Annotated in this window: 14 protein-coding genes; 5 read left to right on the top strand and 9 right to left on the bottom strand. The window is 62.0% G+C overall.

All coding sequences use genetic code 11. The features are described 5' to 3' along the window. Nucleotides 1–73: 73 nt before the first annotated feature. The gene (locus ORI27_RS26895; RefSeq protein WP_266000164.1) at nucleotides 74–436 is read right to left on the bottom strand and encodes a hypothetical protein; all 363 of its coding nucleotides are present in this window, start codon (nucleotides 434–436) and stop codon (nucleotides 74–76) included. Nucleotides 437–491: 55 nt separating this feature from the next. Next, complete coding sequence (locus ORI27_RS26890; protein WP_266000163.1) at nucleotides 492–2,459, bottom strand: hypothetical protein; 1,968 nt, start codon at nucleotides 2,457–2,459, stop codon at nucleotides 492–494. A 165-nt stretch (nucleotides 2,460–2,624) separates the two neighbouring features. Here ORI27_RS26890 and ORI27_RS26885 point away from each other — a divergent pair, with 165 nt between their 5' ends. Further along, complete coding sequence (locus ORI27_RS26885; RefSeq protein ID WP_266000162.1) at nucleotides 2,625–3,119, top strand: GtrA family protein; 495 nt, start codon at nucleotides 2,625–2,627, stop codon at nucleotides 3,117–3,119. A gap of 35 nt (nucleotides 3,120–3,154) precedes the next feature. On the opposite strand, the gene ORI27_RS26880 is transcribed toward ORI27_RS26885, so the two are convergent. The 4 genes from ORI27_RS26880 to ORI27_RS26865 form a co-directional block, all read right to left on the bottom strand. Continuing rightward, a complete protein-coding gene (locus tag ORI27_RS26880; RefSeq protein ID WP_266000161.1) occupies nucleotides 3,155–3,967 on the bottom strand; it encodes a TylF/MycF family methyltransferase in 813 nt (270 codons plus the stop codon). Nucleotides 3,968–4,072: 105 nt separating this feature from the next. Beyond that, complete coding sequence (locus ORI27_RS26875; RefSeq protein WP_266000160.1) at nucleotides 4,073–5,368, bottom strand: glycosyltransferase; 1,296 nt, start codon at nucleotides 5,366–5,368, stop codon at nucleotides 4,073–4,075. A 143-nt stretch (nucleotides 5,369–5,511) separates the two neighbouring features. After that, a complete protein-coding gene (locus ORI27_RS26870; RefSeq protein ID WP_266000159.1) occupies nucleotides 5,512–6,510 on the bottom strand; it encodes a Gfo/Idh/MocA family protein in 999 nt (332 codons plus the stop codon). A gap of 131 nt (nucleotides 6,511–6,641) precedes the next feature. Next, nucleotides 6,642–7,640, bottom strand: coding sequence for a Gfo/Idh/MocA family protein (locus tag ORI27_RS26865; RefSeq protein WP_266000158.1), 999 nt, complete (start codon nucleotides 7,638–7,640; stop codon nucleotides 6,642–6,644). A gap of 116 nt (nucleotides 7,641–7,756) precedes the next feature. Here ORI27_RS26865 and ORI27_RS26860 point away from each other — a divergent pair, with 116 nt between their 5' ends. Further along, complete coding sequence (locus ORI27_RS26860; RefSeq protein WP_266000157.1) at nucleotides 7,757–8,590, top strand: alpha/beta fold hydrolase; 834 nt, start codon at nucleotides 7,757–7,759, stop codon at nucleotides 8,588–8,590. A gap of 5 nt (nucleotides 8,591–8,595) precedes the next feature. On the opposite strand, the gene ORI27_RS26855 is transcribed toward ORI27_RS26860, so the two are convergent. From ORI27_RS26855 to ORI27_RS26845, 3 genes are all read right to left on the bottom strand, one after another. Beyond that, complete coding sequence (locus ORI27_RS26855; RefSeq protein WP_407666437.1) at nucleotides 8,596–9,411, bottom strand: TylF/MycF/NovP-related O-methyltransferase; 816 nt, start codon at nucleotides 9,409–9,411, stop codon at nucleotides 8,596–8,598. A gap of 87 nt (nucleotides 9,412–9,498) precedes the next feature. Next, nucleotides 9,499–10,773 (bottom strand): glycosyltransferase, encoded by a 1,275-nt coding sequence (locus ORI27_RS26850; protein ID WP_266000156.1) that lies wholly within the window; start codon nucleotides 10,771–10,773, stop codon nucleotides 9,499–9,501. A gap of 121 nt (nucleotides 10,774–10,894) precedes the next feature. Next, nucleotides 10,895–11,920, bottom strand: a complete 1,026-nt coding sequence (locus tag ORI27_RS26845) for a sulfotransferase family protein (RefSeq protein WP_266000186.1) — start codon at nucleotides 11,918–11,920, stop codon at nucleotides 10,895–10,897. A 201-nt stretch (nucleotides 11,921–12,121) separates the two neighbouring features. Between ORI27_RS26845 and ORI27_RS26840 the strand changes: the two genes are divergently transcribed. The 3 genes from ORI27_RS26840 (at nucleotide 12,122) to ORI27_RS26830 (ending at nucleotide 17,352) form a co-directional block, all read left to right on the top strand. Continuing rightward, nucleotides 12,122–13,519, top strand: coding sequence for a condensation domain-containing protein (locus ORI27_RS26840; protein WP_266000155.1), 1,398 nt, complete (start codon nucleotides 12,122–12,124; stop codon nucleotides 13,517–13,519). 453 nt (nucleotides 13,520–13,972) lie between these two features. Further along, nucleotides 13,973–14,473, top strand: coding sequence for an MmpS family transport accessory protein (locus ORI27_RS26835; RefSeq protein WP_266000184.1), 501 nt, complete (start codon nucleotides 13,973–13,975; stop codon nucleotides 14,471–14,473). Continuing rightward, entirely contained in the window at nucleotides 14,470–17,352 is a 2,883-nt protein-coding gene (locus tag ORI27_RS26830; RefSeq protein WP_266000154.1) for an MMPL/RND family transporter, read from the top strand. The genes ORI27_RS26835 and ORI27_RS26830 overlap by 4 nt, the downstream gene beginning before the upstream one ends. The last annotated feature ends 36 nt before the right edge of the window (nucleotides 17,353–17,388 follow it).

The following is a 17,388-nucleotide window of genomic DNA, read 5'->3' as shown; positions in this document are numbered from 1 at the left end:
CGAAACACGACCATGCACTGCCTTATGCCCGGCGGGTGGTGAACTGGCAGCGCCGACAGGGTCACGGTCTGTCTCACAAGGCGGGAATCATCTGCCAGGTCCCACACCCTTGGGTTAAGAAAGCGGTGTCACTGACCCGGATCTCGACTTCCTGCGGGCTACTGGTCTTTTTGCTGTCGATTACGTCGCTCGCGTCAAGGCTGCGCAACCGCGCCCAATAGCAATCTGTGCCACCGTCGTTGCGATACTTCCCCATCGGTACGTCGACCCCGACAACGTACGTGCCGTCATTGTCGATGAATGGCCGGTACACGCCTTGAGCGTCGATAACGGTCTTGGTAGCAGCTGTTGGCGGTGATGACGTCTCTGCGGTGTGCGTGGCGCTTCCGCACGCCACCAACAATAGAGCGGCGACGCTCGGTGCGAGGCGCTTCATGGGCGTGAATTGTAGATCGGCGAATTCATCACCCGCAGCGTGTTGTTCCCAAGACTTACGAAGCCACCGGCATTTCGTAGAACCGCAGTCGCGCGATAATGCCAGCCTGACCCAGAGTTGGGGCACGGCCGACGCCGATGGTGCGCGCTCGGATTTGTAGGTCCGTGCCGTCAACTGAAGCCGGTGAATTGACAAGAAACGGCTCGGCGGCGTTGGCGGAGATGAGACGGTAGTCGACCCCGTCGAGTGCCAAGGTCGGGATGGTGAGCGGAACGATAGCCCCCTGAAAGAGCTGGTCGATGATGGTTGGCTGGAGATCGATGCCGACCAGGACCGCCACATCCGGCCTGCTGGGGGCCGGCACGCCGACCATTTCGCCCGCACGGATGGTGACTTCCGATACCGGGGTCAGCGGTCCGCAGCGGGGACCGGTGTGTTCAAACAGCGCCCAGCGGTCCGCAACGTCCTTCACGGTGTAGTTGCACAGCAGCGAACGCGAATACCGCGGGGACTGCTGCACGCTGAGCCGCCCATCGATCGGGCCGATGGCGGGTGAGGCCGGTGACAACCGTGACAAAACGAATTGGGGACCCGTTACCAGCGATTCGCTGTTGAGAGCGTCGAGCGCGGGCGTATAGGCCGCGTAAGTCTGGAAGTCGGGTACTGGGCGCCATGTCAGATCATAGGCCCAGACCGCCGAGGTCTGGTCGGGGTCAAGGTGCACCGTCGCCGACCCTATCGTCTCGATGAAGCGGTCCGGAATAGCGTAGAGCGCACGCTGGCGTGCCTTGGCTTCTTCGATGCGTTGCTCTACGTGCCCCGGAAAGGCTAGAGAGACCAACCGGTTGACCGCTCGAAAGGGCGCCTGCGCTGCTGCGACAACGCGGCTGGGGTATCCGAGGGCCAGTTTACCGGCATCTGGTATGCCAACCAGGACAAGGACAATCGTGATTGACACCATGCGAAACGCACGTCTCCGGCGCCAGACGAGCGGGGTGATGACAACCGCAACAACGATGAGGGCAAGCACTGGGTACAAGCGCCATTCGTCAAATCGCACGAACGCTTTCTTGGCGAGGATCACTGTCACCAGGCCGACAAACACCACGAAACTGCGAGGGATCTCCGGGGATCCACGAAAGAACATCACGCAGAGCACCCCCATCCAGGCCAAGATCAGCACCGACACGAAGGCGGAAAATAGATTAAGAGGGACGGCGACGGCCTCGCTGTAGCCCAGTAGCAGCGAAACGCTGGATCTGAACCAGCCGGGTAGATCCCCTAGTCGTTGGCCAGCAAGCGCCCACAAGATAAGAGTGGACGCGGCGAACGCCCCAACCGTCGCGCAATGGCGCCCAACCGCTCTCCAGTCGAGCAATACGGACACCGACAACGCGATGAGCGCGATCGTGACGCCGGTGTCGAACTTCACCAGCAACTGAAAACCCGCGGCCACGCCCAGGCCGAGGCATGAGACGAAAACCATCGAACGCCCGGGATCACGCTGCAACAGAGGCGCGGCACCCCACGCGAACGCTGCGAGAACTGCCAACTCCGGATATTCCAAACCCGGAACGCCCCAACCGTGACCGATGTGGAGGAAAGTTGTGATGCCTGTGGTGAGAAACGCAACGATGAGCGATGTCATTGGCGCGTGGCGTTGACGCAAAATTGTCGCGATGCCGAGGAACAGGGTCGCGACCACGATCGGTTGGTAAATCGTGGCGAGCAGCGACTGGCCGTATGAGTAGTAGGCGGCGGTTTGTAGGAATCCGAGCGGCCCATAGGTGAAAACGATTTCGGGGCCCCACGCGAGATCGTGTGCCTGAGCCATAGCCAGCCCCGCCTGCCAAGACGGATCGATCCCGACCACTGCATCGGCCGACGATTCCGGCCAGAAAACTAGTGCAGCGATCGCTGCGGCGAAGCCTTGCTGCCACCGGGCGGAGCCCCACGTAGCCGTCGAACACCGCCTCATCGCGCGTCCCACTGTTCTCGCTGGTAGCGCAACCAATTCATTCACTGCTGCAAACTATCAACCATCACAAAGGATTATGTAGCTTCGTGAGCGCTGGCTAGGCCGGCGGAAGCTCCTCGGTCCGAGTCTCCAAATATTCATCGGTGGATCAGCGTTGGTTCCGTCAGCTTGGCAATGGAGCGACCCAAATCCCGGTATCTTCTACCGACAATGACCTTCCCGCTCTTGAGTCGATTGTTATCCGTCCGCACGGACGAGACTCGCAAAAAACTGCGCTATGCGGCCGTGTCTGCGGTCTTCGTCCCTATCGGTCAAGCCCTTATCCAGATTCTAGGCTTGTGGCTACACAATTACACCGCCGCTTCACTGCTGCAGGCCGCTATCATCACGGTGCCCAACTTCTTTGCTAATAGGCACTTCGTCTGGCGGGTGACATCACGCGACAGCCTGCGCGGTCAGATGCTCGTATTCTGGGTAGCCGTGATGTTGGGCGTCGCACTGGCCACTCTCTTCACCCACCTCGTCGAAGCTGCGATGGCTGATCGGGCAACTATTGTCCGTGGCGCAGGCGTGTTAGTCGCGCAACTCCTGGGTTTGGGCATCGTCTGGGTCGGACGCTTTCTCATCCTGGACCGGTGGCTCTTCAAACTCGCTGGCGACAAGCCCGAGCGTTCCGATGAAGTCATTGGCGAAATACCGATCTAATCGCGGTCCCCTCAGCAGTCGTCTCGCAGACTCCGCTACTTACGCCACAGCACCGCACTGCCGTCGATATCGACGATCTCAGCGGAAATGCCGTGCTTCGTGCGGTAATCGGTGACAGCTTGCGCGCACGCCGGAATCGCCAGGTAGTCGTCAACAATGCAGAAGCCCCCGGGTGACAATTTCGGATACAACGCGTCCAGCGCTTGAATTGTCGATTCATATAGGTCGCCATCGAGTCTCAACACCGAAATGCGATCGATCGGCGCATGCTGCAAGGTGTCCTTGAACCACCCGGGAAGAAAACGGACGCGGTCATCGAGTAGCCCGTACCGCTCGAAGTTGGCCCTAACCTCCGCTTCCGATACCCCCAGCACGCTCGCATAGCGGTCAAGCCTAATCCCCTTGTCCGCCTTGTAATTTGCGGGATCCGGGGGCGGAACACCTTGGAATGAGTCGGCCAGCCAAACGCTCCGGTTCGAATCCCCATAAGCAGCCAGGACCGCCCGCATCAGGATGGACGCTCCGCCGCGCCACACCCCACACTCGATCAGATCGCCAGGGACATCCTCTTCCAGAACCGTCTCCACACAGTGCTGCAGGTTCGCAAGTCTCTGCATGCCGATCATGGTCTCCGCTTCGGCGGGCCAGTCCAGGCCGAGTTCGCGCGCTGACTGCGCTGAAGCGCCCAAACCCCTGAGTCTGGGATTGACGGCGTTTACGGTCTTGAGAACGATGCGCCGCCGCAGTGACCAATCCGACGGTATCCGCTCATGCATGCCATACCTGGTGAGGTTTCGCCGGAGCAGGTCGAGATACAGGGATTGGACATTCTGATCGGTGATGGTCAAAACAGATCCTACTTTCCTGGGCCGCCTCAAGCGGCGCTGAGCCTAGACATCATTTGGTCTCTGCGCTAGCAAGTAACTCCGGACCAGCGGCGCATATCCACACCATCAATCCGAGCACTGACGGTCGCCGATCAACTCGGGGCGCCGCAGCCGGGCGAAGTTTTCCAGCAGATCCGCGGCAGCCGCGATACTCTCGGCAGGTTTGCTCATCCCAGCGGCGATCTCGCGAGCGCGAGTCACATAGTCCGGAGCAAGAATGGTGCGAAGGTCTGCCACTAGCGACTTCTCGGTGGTAGTTGAAAGACGCCTCGCGGCACCTACTTTCAATCGCTTGAGCTGAGCTCCCCACATCGGCTGATCAGGCATAGTCCACAGAATCAAAGTGGGGACCCCGGCGCGAAGACCCGCCGCCGAGGTGCCGGCGCCGCCGTGGTGCACGACCGCACGACATGAGGGAAAGATGGTCGCGTAATTCACCGTGCTCACCACCTTGATGTGCTCGGACGGCGGAGGGGTGCCGAAGTCGGTCGCACCGGCGACCACCAACGCCCGCTCGCCGAGCTTTGCACAAGCCGTACTGATCATTGCGAGCGTCTTCTCCGGAGACGCGATCGGTATCGTGCCGAACCCGAAGAAAATCGGAGGCGTTCCCGCCGCGATCCAAGCCGCGACGTCCTCATCAGCAGGCGTCTCCGACTGCATCGTAAGTGTGCCAATAAAGGGCCGCCGGCCATCGAACTTTGCCCATTCTTCTGCCAACCCCGGAAACCACACTTCGTCGTAGGCCTGGATTTCCAGAGAGCGTCGTTCGGTGATCCGTAGAGACGGGGGCTTCCTTGCCTTTGGGAGGCCTATTCCAGCGCGCTGAGCGTCCTCGGCCTTCTTCATTGTTCGCCAAGTGAGCCATTCGCCCAGTAGCCATCCGAAACGGATCAAGGGTCCCGGCAGGAAAGGTACAAGCTGGCCGTTTGCCCGGATCGGGTAGTAATCGAACGTGGCCATCGGAATGTTGTAGAACTCGGCGACGTCGGCTGCCGGCTGATCGAAGGTGATACCAGTTGACAAGATATCGGCTCCGTCGGCGATCGGTAACAACGTATCCGACATTGCCTTTGACCAACGGGAGTTGATCTCTTGAATTTCGCGCGACATTCTGCGCAGCTCCCGCACCCGCCAAGGGCTGTGAAAGATGCATGTCCAAAAATTGCGCTGCGCTTCCACAACGGTCTTGGTATCCAGACCGTACGCGACCGCGGGAAGGCCCGCGTCTTCGGCGAAGCCAACGAGCTCGGGAGGGACGGCAAGCTGGACGTCATGACCCCGCCGCAGCAACTCGCGACCTACGACGACCGATGGCTCGACATCTCCACGACTCCCGTAGGCCGCCAGCACAATCTTCATCGCGGCTTCTAACCCCTTAGGCTCATGCGCGCACACACGATCACAATCAAGAACACCGGGCAGTATCGCAGTTTTTTGACGGTCAAGTAAGTGTTTCGGCGTCTGGCTGTCGCGTTGCCCTGCTCTGGGCAACACGCTGTTCGTCAGCTCGGTTCGCGGATGGGAAGACCCGCAGCGCGATAAACCGCATCGATTACACTCATGTTCTCAACCGCTTCCTGAGGCGACGTCCGAACCGGCTCTCCTCGCAGCACCGCGCCGGCGAACGCATCGAGCTGATAGGAGTAGGTGGGCCTACGCGAGAAGCGCTCGGTCCGCCTCCCGTTGGCTGACCGGACTGAAAGCAGCGGGAAGATGTGCGGTGCTGCCGGGCTGATGACCCGCAGTTCACCATCTTCGCCCACCACTTTGGCGACTGCCCGAAATGTTGTCGCGGACCAGAGCGCGCAGCGCAGTCGACCGGTGTGGCCGCTTGCATACCGCAACTCGGCCGTCATAGCGCGGTCTACGCGGGGCTTCTGCAGTTTCGCCTGTGCCGAAACAACTTCCGGCGTCGAACCACCGAACGTGCGGGCCATGTTGACCACGTAGCTTCCCGCGTCCATCATCGCGCCGCCGGCAAGGTCGTAGTTGTAGCAGTTGGCCTTGAACGTCGGCAGCAAAACGCACAAGGTGACATCGACTCGCTGCAACGTGCCCAGCTCGCCCGAGGCGAGGATCTGCTCGACACGCCTAGTCAACGGGTGATGACGAAACTGAATCGCCTCCATCACCACACGGTCCGACTTGGCAGCCAGCTCGGCGATCTCGCGAGCCTCCGCGGCATTGGCAGTGAAGGGCTTCTCAACCAACACATGCTTGCCCGAATTGATCGCAACCTTTGCCCACTTCCCATGCATGCTGGTGGGCACCAAAACGTAGACGGCGTCCAAGTCGGGATCTTCGATCAGCGCCTCGTAGCTGCCATAGGCCTTGGGAATACCGTACTTGGCGGCGAACTGATCGGCACTGGGCTGATCACGGGCTCCCACCGCGGCTACCGTGACATCACGATTCCCCTTCGCCGGATTGATCATCGTCGTCGGCGCAAAACTTGAGGCGCCCAAGATGCCGATCCGAACCGGGCCCGCGCTGTCTGGCATTGTGTCTCTCTTCTCATTGCGTAACCGAAGGCAGTGCCCGCGCCAAAACCGGGGCTCGCCACCGCCGACGCGATACTAAAGAACGTTCCAGCTGGTGTGGCCGGAATTGGCATTACCGTTAGTAGCCGACCTCAACTCGGCTCTCGGAGGGGAAGACCAGCGGCGCGGTAGATCGCATCGATGACCGTCATGTTCTCGATCGCATCCTCGACCATCGTCTTGGCCGGCTCTCCTCGGAGTACCGCTCCGGCGAACGCATCCAACTGATACGCGTACGTCGAGCGGCGCGGAAAACGCTCGACACGCTTAGTGTCGCCCGATCGCACCCAAAGGCGATGATAAATCTGAGGCAACACCGGGTTGAGCACCCTCAGTTCGCCGCGGTCACCGACCACGTTGAGGCTTATCCTGAGCACGTCGGCGGACCACATCGAGCAGCGGAGCCGACCCATGTGCCCCGCAGGGAAACGCAACTCGGCCCTCATCGCGCGGTCCACCCGGGGATCGCGCAATTTCGCTTCCGCCGAAATAACTTCCGGCGTTGCACCGCCGAACGTACGTAGCATATGGACGGCATAGCATCCGGCATCCATGGTGGCGCCGCCCGCGAGGGAGTAGTTATAGCGGATGTCGGAGAACTTCGGTAGTGGAAAACAAAAGGCAGCGTCCACCCGCTGTAAAGTGCCCAGTTCGCCCGAAGCGATAATCTCCTCAGCACGCAATGCGAGGGGGTGATAGCGGTAGTGAAACGCCTCCATCACCACCGCTCCTGACTTCGCCGCCACCTGTGCGATCTCTCTGGCCTCGGTGGCATTCGCCGCAAACGGTTTCTCACACAACACATGCTTGCCTGCCTCGAGCGCGGCCCGAGTCCACCGGCCGTGCAACCCATTTGGCAACGGGTTGTACACCGCATCAATATCAGGATCGGCAATCAGCGCTTCGTAGTTGTCATGCACCCGAGCAACGCCATGCTTGGCCGCAAAAGCCCGCGCGCGTGTTACATCCCGCGCGGCCACCGCAACCACCTCGACCTCGGGGTTGTCCTTCTGCGGATCGATCAGCGCGGCCGGCGCGATGTTCGCTGCCCCCAGGATCCCGATCCGCACCGACCCCCCGTCGTTACTCACGCGCGCGATGCTAGCAGTCAGGAGTTTGTTGTGGACGAGCGATCTGATTAGTTACCAGTTGACGACAGCCTCGATCGCCGGGGGGTGCGCCCGCAGGCACGCATAACATCGCCTATGTGGATCTGTTCATACGCGAGTCCGGCCCGACTGACGCGCCCACCATCGTCTTCCTGCACGGCGGGCTCATGAGCGGCTGGACTTGGCAACCTGTGGTCGAACGGATGCGGCAGTACCGCTGCCTTGTACCCGATTTGCCTCAGTATGGGAGAAGCTTTCAGCAGGGACCCTTCGACATGAAGCGAGCCGCTGACGCCGTGGCGGACCTTATCCGCACCCGAGTCGGGACCGGACGAGCGCACCTGGTCGGCTACTCGCTCGGGGCCCAGGTTGGCATTCAGCTGTTGGCCACCGAGCCACAACTCATCGACCGGGCTGTGCTCTGTAGCAGCGTCGTCAACACGATGCCCGCTGTGGAACTGACGCGACGCGTAGCCTGGCTGCTCGCCCGCACCGCCTTGTTTCGGTGGCTGTTGATCACCCGCCACTGGAATCCGCTCCACGCAGCCGCGAATGCCAGCTACCGGGACGACGCACGCCTTAATTCAGGCCAGCAGTTCGCCCACATCGCCGTGGCGTCGGCGGGATTCACCATTCCCGAAGGGCTCGACAAGACCGACGTAGCAACATTATTCGTATTTGGAGACAACGAGCTGGACTTGATGCGCCGCTGGGCCGCAACTCTCGCGCGATCAATGCCTAAGGGACTCGACAGAGTCGCGATCGGCATGAGCCACGACTGGCCCCTACAGAATCCGGACCTGTTCTCCCGCACCGTCGACGCGTGGCTCTCTCGCACGGCATTGCCTCCTGAGATTGGACTACCAACGCCCCGATGTCGGTCTCCCTTCCGGGCACTGAACAGTCGCAACAGATTACGTAGTTGGACCTGACGGCATCATTTCTTGCGCCACAGCACACCCGTCCCGTCGATATCGACGATTTCCTCTGTGATGGCGTGCTTCTCGCGGTAGTCGGTGACGGCCTTCTCACACGCCTTCACAGCAAGGTAGTCATCGACGATGCAGAATCCTCCGGGCGACAACCTCGGGTACAAGCCGTCCAAGGCCTGAATCGTGGATTCATAGAGATCGCCGTCGAGTCGCAACACAGAGATGCGTTCGATCGGGGCGTCGTGCAGCGTGTCCTTGAACCAGCCCGGGAGGAAACGGACTTGGTCGTCCAGCAGCCCGTAGCGCTCGAAATTCGCCCTGACGTCGGCCTCGGAGACCCCAAGGATGCCCGCGGCCAACTCTGCCCTGATCCCTTTGTCCGCCTTGTAATTCTCGGTGTCCGAACGTGGGACCCCCTGAAAGGAGTCACACAACCACACATTGCGTGTGGTATCTCCGTAGGCGGCGAGGACCGCGCGCATCAGAATGCACGCGCCGCCGCGCCACACGCCGGTTTCGACGAGGTCGCCGGGCACGTCATCGGCCAGCACCGTCTCCACGCACTCCTGCAGGCTGGTGAGCCTCTTCATGCCGATCATGGTCTCGGCTTCGGCCGGCCAATCCAGGCCCGCTTCGCGATAGTTCTGCCCACGCACGCCGGCACCGCGAAGTTTGGGGCCGAAGGTATTGGCCGCCTTGAGAAGGAGACGACGCCGCAACGGCCAGTCCGATGGCATCCGCTCATGCATTCCGAACCTGGTCAGGTTGCGTCGGAGCAGGTCGAGGTACAGAGATCGCACGTCGTAGTCGGTGATGGTCAAAACGGCCCTATCTCGCATGCCAGCATGTCGGCGCTGAGTCTAAACTTGCAGCGACGTCAGTTTGCGGCGTTTTCCCGGATCGGATCGTCAGGTCGGCGCAGCCTGCTTGGTGCGGGCGAAATCTTCCAGAAGGTCGGCAGCGTTCGTCACGCTGTCAGCGGGTGTGGTCATCCTGGCTGCCAGTTCACGGGCACGGGTCAGGTATTCCGGCGCCAGAATCGTGCGCAGATCGGCGACCAGTGTCTTCTCGGACGTGGCCGCAAACCGTCGCGAGGTGCCTACCTTCAACCCTTTGACCGCCGCTCCCCACATCCCCTGAACATCGGCCATCCAGAGCACCAGCGTCGGGACCCCGGCACGTAGACCGGCCGCGGTGGTGCCCGCGCCGCCGTGGTGCACAAGAGCTCGGCAGGACGGGAAGATCGTCGCGTAATTCACCGCGCCCACCACTTTGACGTGGTCAAACTGCGGAACATCGCTGAAGTCGGTCCAACCGGCGCAGACAAGGGCACGCTCGCCCACCTGCGCGCAGGCTCCCGCGATCATGGCGACCATGTCGGCGGGCGATTCCACGGGAATGCTGCCGAATCCGAAGCAGATCGGCGGGGTCCCCGCGGTAATCCAGGACATGACGTCCGCGTCGGCTTCGGTGACCAACTCCAGCGTCAGGGTGCCAACAAAGGGGCGTTGGCCGTCCCATCGTGCCCATTCGGCCGCCAGCCCCGGGAACAGCGCCTCGTCATAGGCCTGGATCTCCAGCAGTTCACGTTCGGCGATCCGACCCGGCACAGGGCCCGTCGCCGGCGGCAGACCCAATTCACGGCGCTGCATGTCGACGACCTTCTTGACCCCGAACCAGATTCGCCACTCGGCCGCCTTCATCGCCGCGCGCACCACCGGATCAGGCAGTCTGGGCAGAAGCTTGCCGTTGACCCGCATCGGAAACCACAGCACGGTGGCCAGCGGAACGCCGCAGTATTCGGCGACGTCGAAGACCAACTCCTCGTAGCTGACACCGGTCACCAGCAGGTCTGCTCCGGCCGCGACCGGAACCAGCGTCCTGCTCATCTCCCCCCAGGCCCGCAGCCCAGGCTCCCGGGATTCCCGGAGAAACTTCTGTACGTCGCGCACTCGCCAGAAGTTGCGGAAGAAATAGCCCCAGAAGTCGCGGGTGTTTTCCAGCCACGACCGGGTGTCGGGTCCATAGGTGACCGCCGTAAGGCCCACCGACTCGGCCGAGCCGACCAGGTCGGGCGGCACGGCCATCTGCACATCGTGACCGCGGCGCATCAGCTCACGGCCAACAGCCATCCCCGGCTCGACGTCCCCGCGAGTTCCGTAAAAAGCCAGCACAATTTTCATCGAACGCTCCCGGCCCTTCCGTCCCTGGCTCAGCCGCCCGGCAGCGTAACCCGGCGTCGAACGATCCACCTGAGCCTTGGGCCACAAAAGGCTGCCCGGCCCGGCGCCCCGCCGACCGGAATTACGCCCACGTCCCCCGGCGCCGGTGAGCCAGCGCCAGCGTCTCGAGCCCCAGCTTCACCACGAACGGCGGCAATAGCCGGTCCAGATTGCGGTAGCGCCGGGAATCCTTGAACGCCTGCCGAAACCCGCGTTCACTGACCGCGTACTCCTCGAAGACGCGATCGAGCGCGGCCTCGTCCCAGGGCTCGTCCCCAGCGGCCGCAGCCAACGTCTCATAGACGGTGCCAATCCAATCGGAACCGAAGGGCTCCGTCACCGGGCCACAGGTTTGATGATGCCGCAGATCCGGAGTGAGAAATTCATCGACGTCCTCCTCGTTCGGGGCGTCGAGATCAATGGCGAGCGCGGTGGAGACGCGCTCGAGTTCGCGGCGCCAATCCTCCAGGAGATTGGTGTATTCGACGAACACCCGCGGTACACCGCGGGTGTTCCGTTCGGCCAGCAGGCTGTATTTCAGCCACCACGCACAGATGAGTTCCGGTGAGGCCTCGACGTAATTCTGCTGGTTGGTGCGCTTCGCGAGCGATGCGATGACTTCTTCCGGATGGCGAACCGCGACGACGGCCGTGACGTCGAACCCGGCCTGGCGGGCCGCCTCGAACCAGATATCGGACACCGTCGTTGTCTTCGGCTCCTTGATCACCAGCACCGGAGCAGGTGGCAGGCTGCGGAGATAGTCCCTAAGTTTGGCGACCCAGATGGCATTGCGTCGGGCGTCGAATTCACCGTCCTGGTACCGGTCCAGCGCCATGTCATACCCGGAGCTGTCGTGGTCGTGCAGGATCGCCTGGTTGAGATGGATGACGGCGCGCGCCTCGAAGAACCCCCGCGGATTCTCCGAGGTGGCTCCCAGCAGACCGGGGGGAAGCGTGCCACCGCACAAGGACAGGACCCGCGCCAACGCCGACGTCCCGGACCTGCCGTTGCCCAACACGAAAAGCGCGACCGGTCGGGTCCGAGTCCCCGACTGCTCAGCCCGTTGAGCTCTTCCGGCGGGATTCTCGGCGCTGGGCCGGCTTGTGATCACAGCCGCAGAATAGGTTCCCCCGAGTGCTTCGACAAGGTATTGGACCGTCCCGGAGGACCAGTTGACCGAGGCACGACATCCGCCATCGGACAACCTCCGGTCGGCTACTCTGACGGCCGTGTCAGTTTGGTCCGCCCCCTCGACGCCGACGCCCTAGCGGGTATCGCGGGCGAACCCAGTGCCAACGGAGGCTCATCAATGACAATCCAGGACCGTCCTGCACGGCCATCCAGCGGCGGCGCACGGCTGGACAATCGGCTCGATTTGATGGACCAGGCCTTCTACGCGGGGCATCACGCCGCCGGACAGCGGGAAGTGATGCAGGTCGGGTGGGTCTATCAGCACGACGTCGATCTCGACGGCCTCGAGCGGTTTCGCCAGGAGCTGAGTAAGGGCATGATGGGCCGGCTCATTGAACGATCACCGCTGCCCTTCGGGCGGTGGCGGTGGGTTTCAGATCCCGCCCCCGCGCCGATCGACATCGCCGCCACCGCTCGTCCTCGCGCCGAACTCGGCGACTGGTTCGACGAGCGCACACAGCTACCCATAGATCCCGAAACCGGCCCGGGTTGGCGTATCAGTGTCGTTCCGCTCAGCGACGGGTCGACCGCGATCAGCCTGGTGCTCTCCCATTACGTCATCGACGGAATCGGTGCTGCCGTCGCGGTGACCGAAGCGCTCTGGGGCATTTCCCGCGACCTGGGATACCCGCCTCCCCGGTCACGCTCCGGACTGCGCGGGTTGGTGCAAGACATCGGCGAAACCGCACGAGACGCCCCGGCGGTCGGGCGGGCGTTCCTGGCGGCGGTGAAAGAGGCCCGACGGCGTCAGCAGGATGTCGCCCATACCCAGGCACAGGCGTCGCTGCCGACCACCGCGCCGACCAGCGGCGCGGATGACCCCATCGTCGTGCCCAATATCTGGATCCGAATCCCGTTGGACGAGTGGAATGCCCGTGCGGAGGCGCTGGGGGGGACCGCCAGTGCACTGTCCGCGGCGTTCACCGCGCGACTCGACCGGCACATGGGCCGGCTGCACGGCGAGGCCGACGATGTCAAAATGCTGCTCACCGTCAATACCCGCACGGCCGACGATGCACGTGCGGTCGCGGTGTCCTTCGTCCGGGTCGGTATCGACCCGACGGGAGTGACCACGGATCTGGGCGAGGCCCGCGCCGCCATCAAACAAGCACTGAAGGCTGCCGAGGGCACCGACGACGAGTCGGCGGAGCTCGTTGCGCTGACGCCTTTCACGCCGAAGCGGGCATGGAAGCATCTGGTCGACTACGCGGTCAGCGACCCTGACCGACCGGCCGTGTGTTCAAGTCTCGGCGATACCGGCCCGGCGGCGATCCGTCCCGATGGCACGGTGTGCGACTCGATGTTCGCCCGGGGAGCCAGCCAGAACATGACACGAGGATGGCTGGAGCGAACGGGCAGCCAACTGCATGTTTTCGTCGGAACCTCGACAGAGCTCAACCAGGTCGGCGTCTGCGTGCGCGGCTACCACCCGGGCTCGGTGACCACCGGAGCCGCGTTACGTGAATCGGCTGAGCGCACACTGGCTGAATTCGGCCTCACCGGCGAGATCGACTAGTGGAACCGGGACCAAAGTGGAAGCTCAGAGGTGGACGTTCTACCGCTTGCGGACGCGTCAATGTGACCAGCCTGGCAGCAACATAACAGTTAGCCGTTACCGCAGATTTACGCACACGCAAGCGCGTATGCTCCGCTGTTGCATCGGAAAGAGCCCACACGGAGGCCATCAGCATGATTGACTCTCGTCGAGATCGGTCGCGCTCTCGGAGGCGCCCCTCGTTTGCGGGGACCGCCGTCGCGCAGACTGTGACGCCCCGCCCCTTGGCGGTTATGTGAGACGCCGTGCCTCGATGTGCAGTTACAACCTCCATCTGACGGTTGGCGCTAGGAGTGGAAGCACTTGGAAGACGGGAAAGGTCGGCGTGCGGTGATCGACGGAAGTTTGCCCGACATTGAGCAAACTCAGCCCGATGTCACCAACTGGCCCCGCGATGACGTCCCGCCCCAGCCTATGAACGAGCCGTTGCCCCCACCTCCGGCCGAAGGCCGACCTCGAAAGGCGCGCCGCAGGCGAGGGTTCGGCCTCAAGGCGCTTGGGCGCCTCTGGATTCCACTGGTTGTCGTCGTTGTGCTCGCTGCCGGCGGGCTGACGGTGTCGCGTCTGCACAGCATCTTCGGAAACGAGAAGACCCTGTCCTATGGCGACACCAAGAACGACAAGGGCAAGCCGTACAACCCGAAGAAGATGAAATACGAAGTGTTCGGACCACCGGGGACAGCGGCCCAGGTGAGCTATTTCGATGAGAACGGCGATCCGGTACACCAGGATGTCACCCTGCCCTGGTCGCTGGAGTTCCCGATCTCCGCTGCCGCGGGCATCGGGAGTGTCGCCGCCCAAGGCAACAGCGAGACCATCGGCTGCCGCATCACGGTGGACGGCGTCGTGAAAGCGGAAAATACCACGACGCACGAGGTCAGTTCTTTTGTCTCTTGTCTGTTGAAGGCCGCATGAGTAACCACCAGCTCGATACCGGGCATTCGGTCGTGGCACGAACGATCCGCCGATTCTCGGTGCTCGTCATCTTGGGGTGGTTGGCGATTGTCTTCGGCTTAACCCTGGGCGTTCCTACGCTGGAGCAGGTCGAGGCAGAGCACGCGGTGTCCCAGAACCCGACTGATGCGCCGTCGTTTCAGGCCACCCAGCGAATGGCGGAGGTCTTCCAGGAATCCAATTCCGGCGCGGCCCCGGCGATGATCGTCCTGGAAGGCCAGCAACCCCTGGGCGACGAGGCGCACCGGTACTACGACGGGTTGATCCGTCAGTTCCAAAGCGATACCAAGCATGTGCAACACGTCCAGAACTTCTGGGGTGACCCGCTCACCAGCGCCGCCGCCGAGAGCGATGACGGCAAGGCCGCATACGTTCAACTGGCGCTCTCCGGTAAACCGGGCGAGCCACTGGCAAACGAGTCGGTGCGAGCCGTCCAGCACATCGTTGCGGAGACGCCGGCGCCACCGGGGATCAAGACCTTCGTCACCGGCCCTGCTGCCCTCGCTGCGGATATGAGCGTCAGCGGAAACAGTACGGTCACCACCATCACGTTGGTGAGCATCGCGGTGATCTTCCTGACCCTGCTCATCGTCTACCGGTCGCCGTTCACCGTGATCCTGTTGCTGATGGTGGTCTTCATACAGCTGCAGGCAGCCCGTGGATTCGTCGCATTGCTCGGCCATTTCGGAATCATCGGGCTGACCACGTTCGCGGTAAACCTGCTGGTAGCCCTCGTGATCGCGGCCGGAACGGACTACGGGATTTTTTTCATCGGGCGCTATCACGAGGCGCGTCTGGCCGGTCAAGATCGGGAGACGGCCTTCTTCACCACCTACCGCGGCGTCGCCCGAGTTGTGTTGGCCACCGGCACCACCGTCGCCGGAGCCACCCTGTGTCTCAGCTTCACCCGGCTGCCCGCATTCCAAGCCCTCGGCGTTCCCTGCGCAGTCGGCATCATGGTCGCCGTCGCGGTGGCGGTCACGCTCGTCCCCGCGGTCATCGTGACCGGAGGCCGTTTCGGGCTTTTCGAACCCAAGCGAAAAGCCCAGGCTCGCGGATGGCGAAGGATAGGTACCGCGATCGTCCGCTGGCCGGGCCCCATTCTCGTTGCTTCCTTGGCAGTTACACTTGTTGGACTCCTGACGTTGCCGGGCTTCAAGCCCGATTACAACGACCAGCACTTCCTACCCAAGAACATTCCCGCCACTCAGGGCATCGAGGCAGCAGCGCGACACTTTCCGCCGTCGGCAATGATGTCACCCGAAATACTTTTGGTCGAGACCGATCACGATCTCCGCAATTCCGCCGATTTCCTGGTGCTGAACAAATTGGCGAAGGCAGTGCTCGCAGTTCCGGGTATTGAAAAAGTCCAGGCCGTGACACGGCCCGAGGGAACTCCAATCGCGCACACGACGATTCCCTATCTGATGAGCGCGCAACAGGCCGGCCAACAGCAGTTCATGTTCTTCCAGAAACAGCGCATGGCGGACCTGCTGGCGCAGGCCGACCAAATGCAACAGTCCATCGACATCATGACGCACATGTATGCCCTGATGCAGCAGATGCAGACCACCATGCACAGCATGGTCCAGAGCACACACGAGATGGCCGACATCACCAACGAGTTGCGGGATCACATAGCGGATTTCGAGGATTTCTTCCGACCTATTCGCAACTACTTCTACTGGGAACCGCACTGCTTCAATATCCCTATCTGTTGGTCGATCAGAAGTATCTTCGACATCCTCGACGGCGTTGACGGACTGACCGAAAAGCTGAATGAGTTGGTCGGAAATCTCGATCAGATGGACATCCTCATGCCCCAGCTGATCAGCCAGTTCCCGGAGATGATCGCGATCATGACGAGCATGCGGACCATGCTGCTCACCATGCACAGCACCATGTCGGGGGTATTCGGCCAGATGGACGACAACGGCGCCAATTCGACCGCCATGGGCAAGGCGTTCGATGCCGCACAGAACGATGATTCATTCTACGTCCCCCCGGAGGTCTTCAAGAATGAGGACTTCAAGCGAGTCATGAAGATCTTCATCTCGCCGGACGGGAAAGCCGTGCGAATGCTGATATCCCAGAAAGGCGACCCCACATCGCCCGACGGTATCGCCCGCGTCGACGCGATCAAGAGCGCAGCCGAAGAAGCGCTCAAGGGGACTCCCTTGGAGGGCTCGCAGATTTCCCTGTCCGGCACGGCGGCGTTGGTGAAAGACATCGTCACCGGAACCAAATACGACATGATGATTGCCGTCGTAGCGGCGCTCTGCCTCATCTTTATCGTCATGTTGATAGTAACGAGAAGTCTCATTGCCGCGATGGTCATCGTCGGCACGGTCTTGCTGTCCTTGGGCGCATCCTTCGGTCTGGCGGTATTGGTGTGGCAGTATTTGCTCGGCATCCAATTGCACTGGTCGGTGTTCGTGATGACTGTAATCATTCTGCTGGCCGTCGGATCTGACTACAATTTGCTATTAGTCGCCCGGATGAAAGAGGAAATAAGCGCCGGCCTCAACACCGGAATTATTCGGGCAATGGCCGGCACCGGAAAGGTCGTTACGACCGCCGGACTAGTGTTCGCCTTCACGATGGCGTCGATGATGGTGAGCGACGTGCTCAGCATTGGTCAGGTGGGGACGACGATCGCCCTAGGGCTGCTGTTCGACACGCTGATCGTACGGGCTTTCATGACCCCGTCCATCGCTGCGCTGCTCGGGCGCTGGTTCTGGTGGCCGCAACAGGTGCGGCCCCGCCCCGCCAGCACGATGCTCCGACCTACCGGACCGCGTCCGTTGGTGCGCGCCCTGTTGCTGAACCAAGAGAAGTAAGTGCCGGATACCGACCTTCGGCCAGAGCCGACTAAT

This window comes from Mycobacterium pinniadriaticum (assembly GCF_026242045.1).
Lineage (GTDB): Bacteria > Actinomycetota > Actinomycetes > Mycobacteriales > Mycobacteriaceae > Mycobacterium > Mycobacterium pinniadriaticum.
This window is presented reverse-complemented; position numbering and strand designations above follow the sequence as displayed.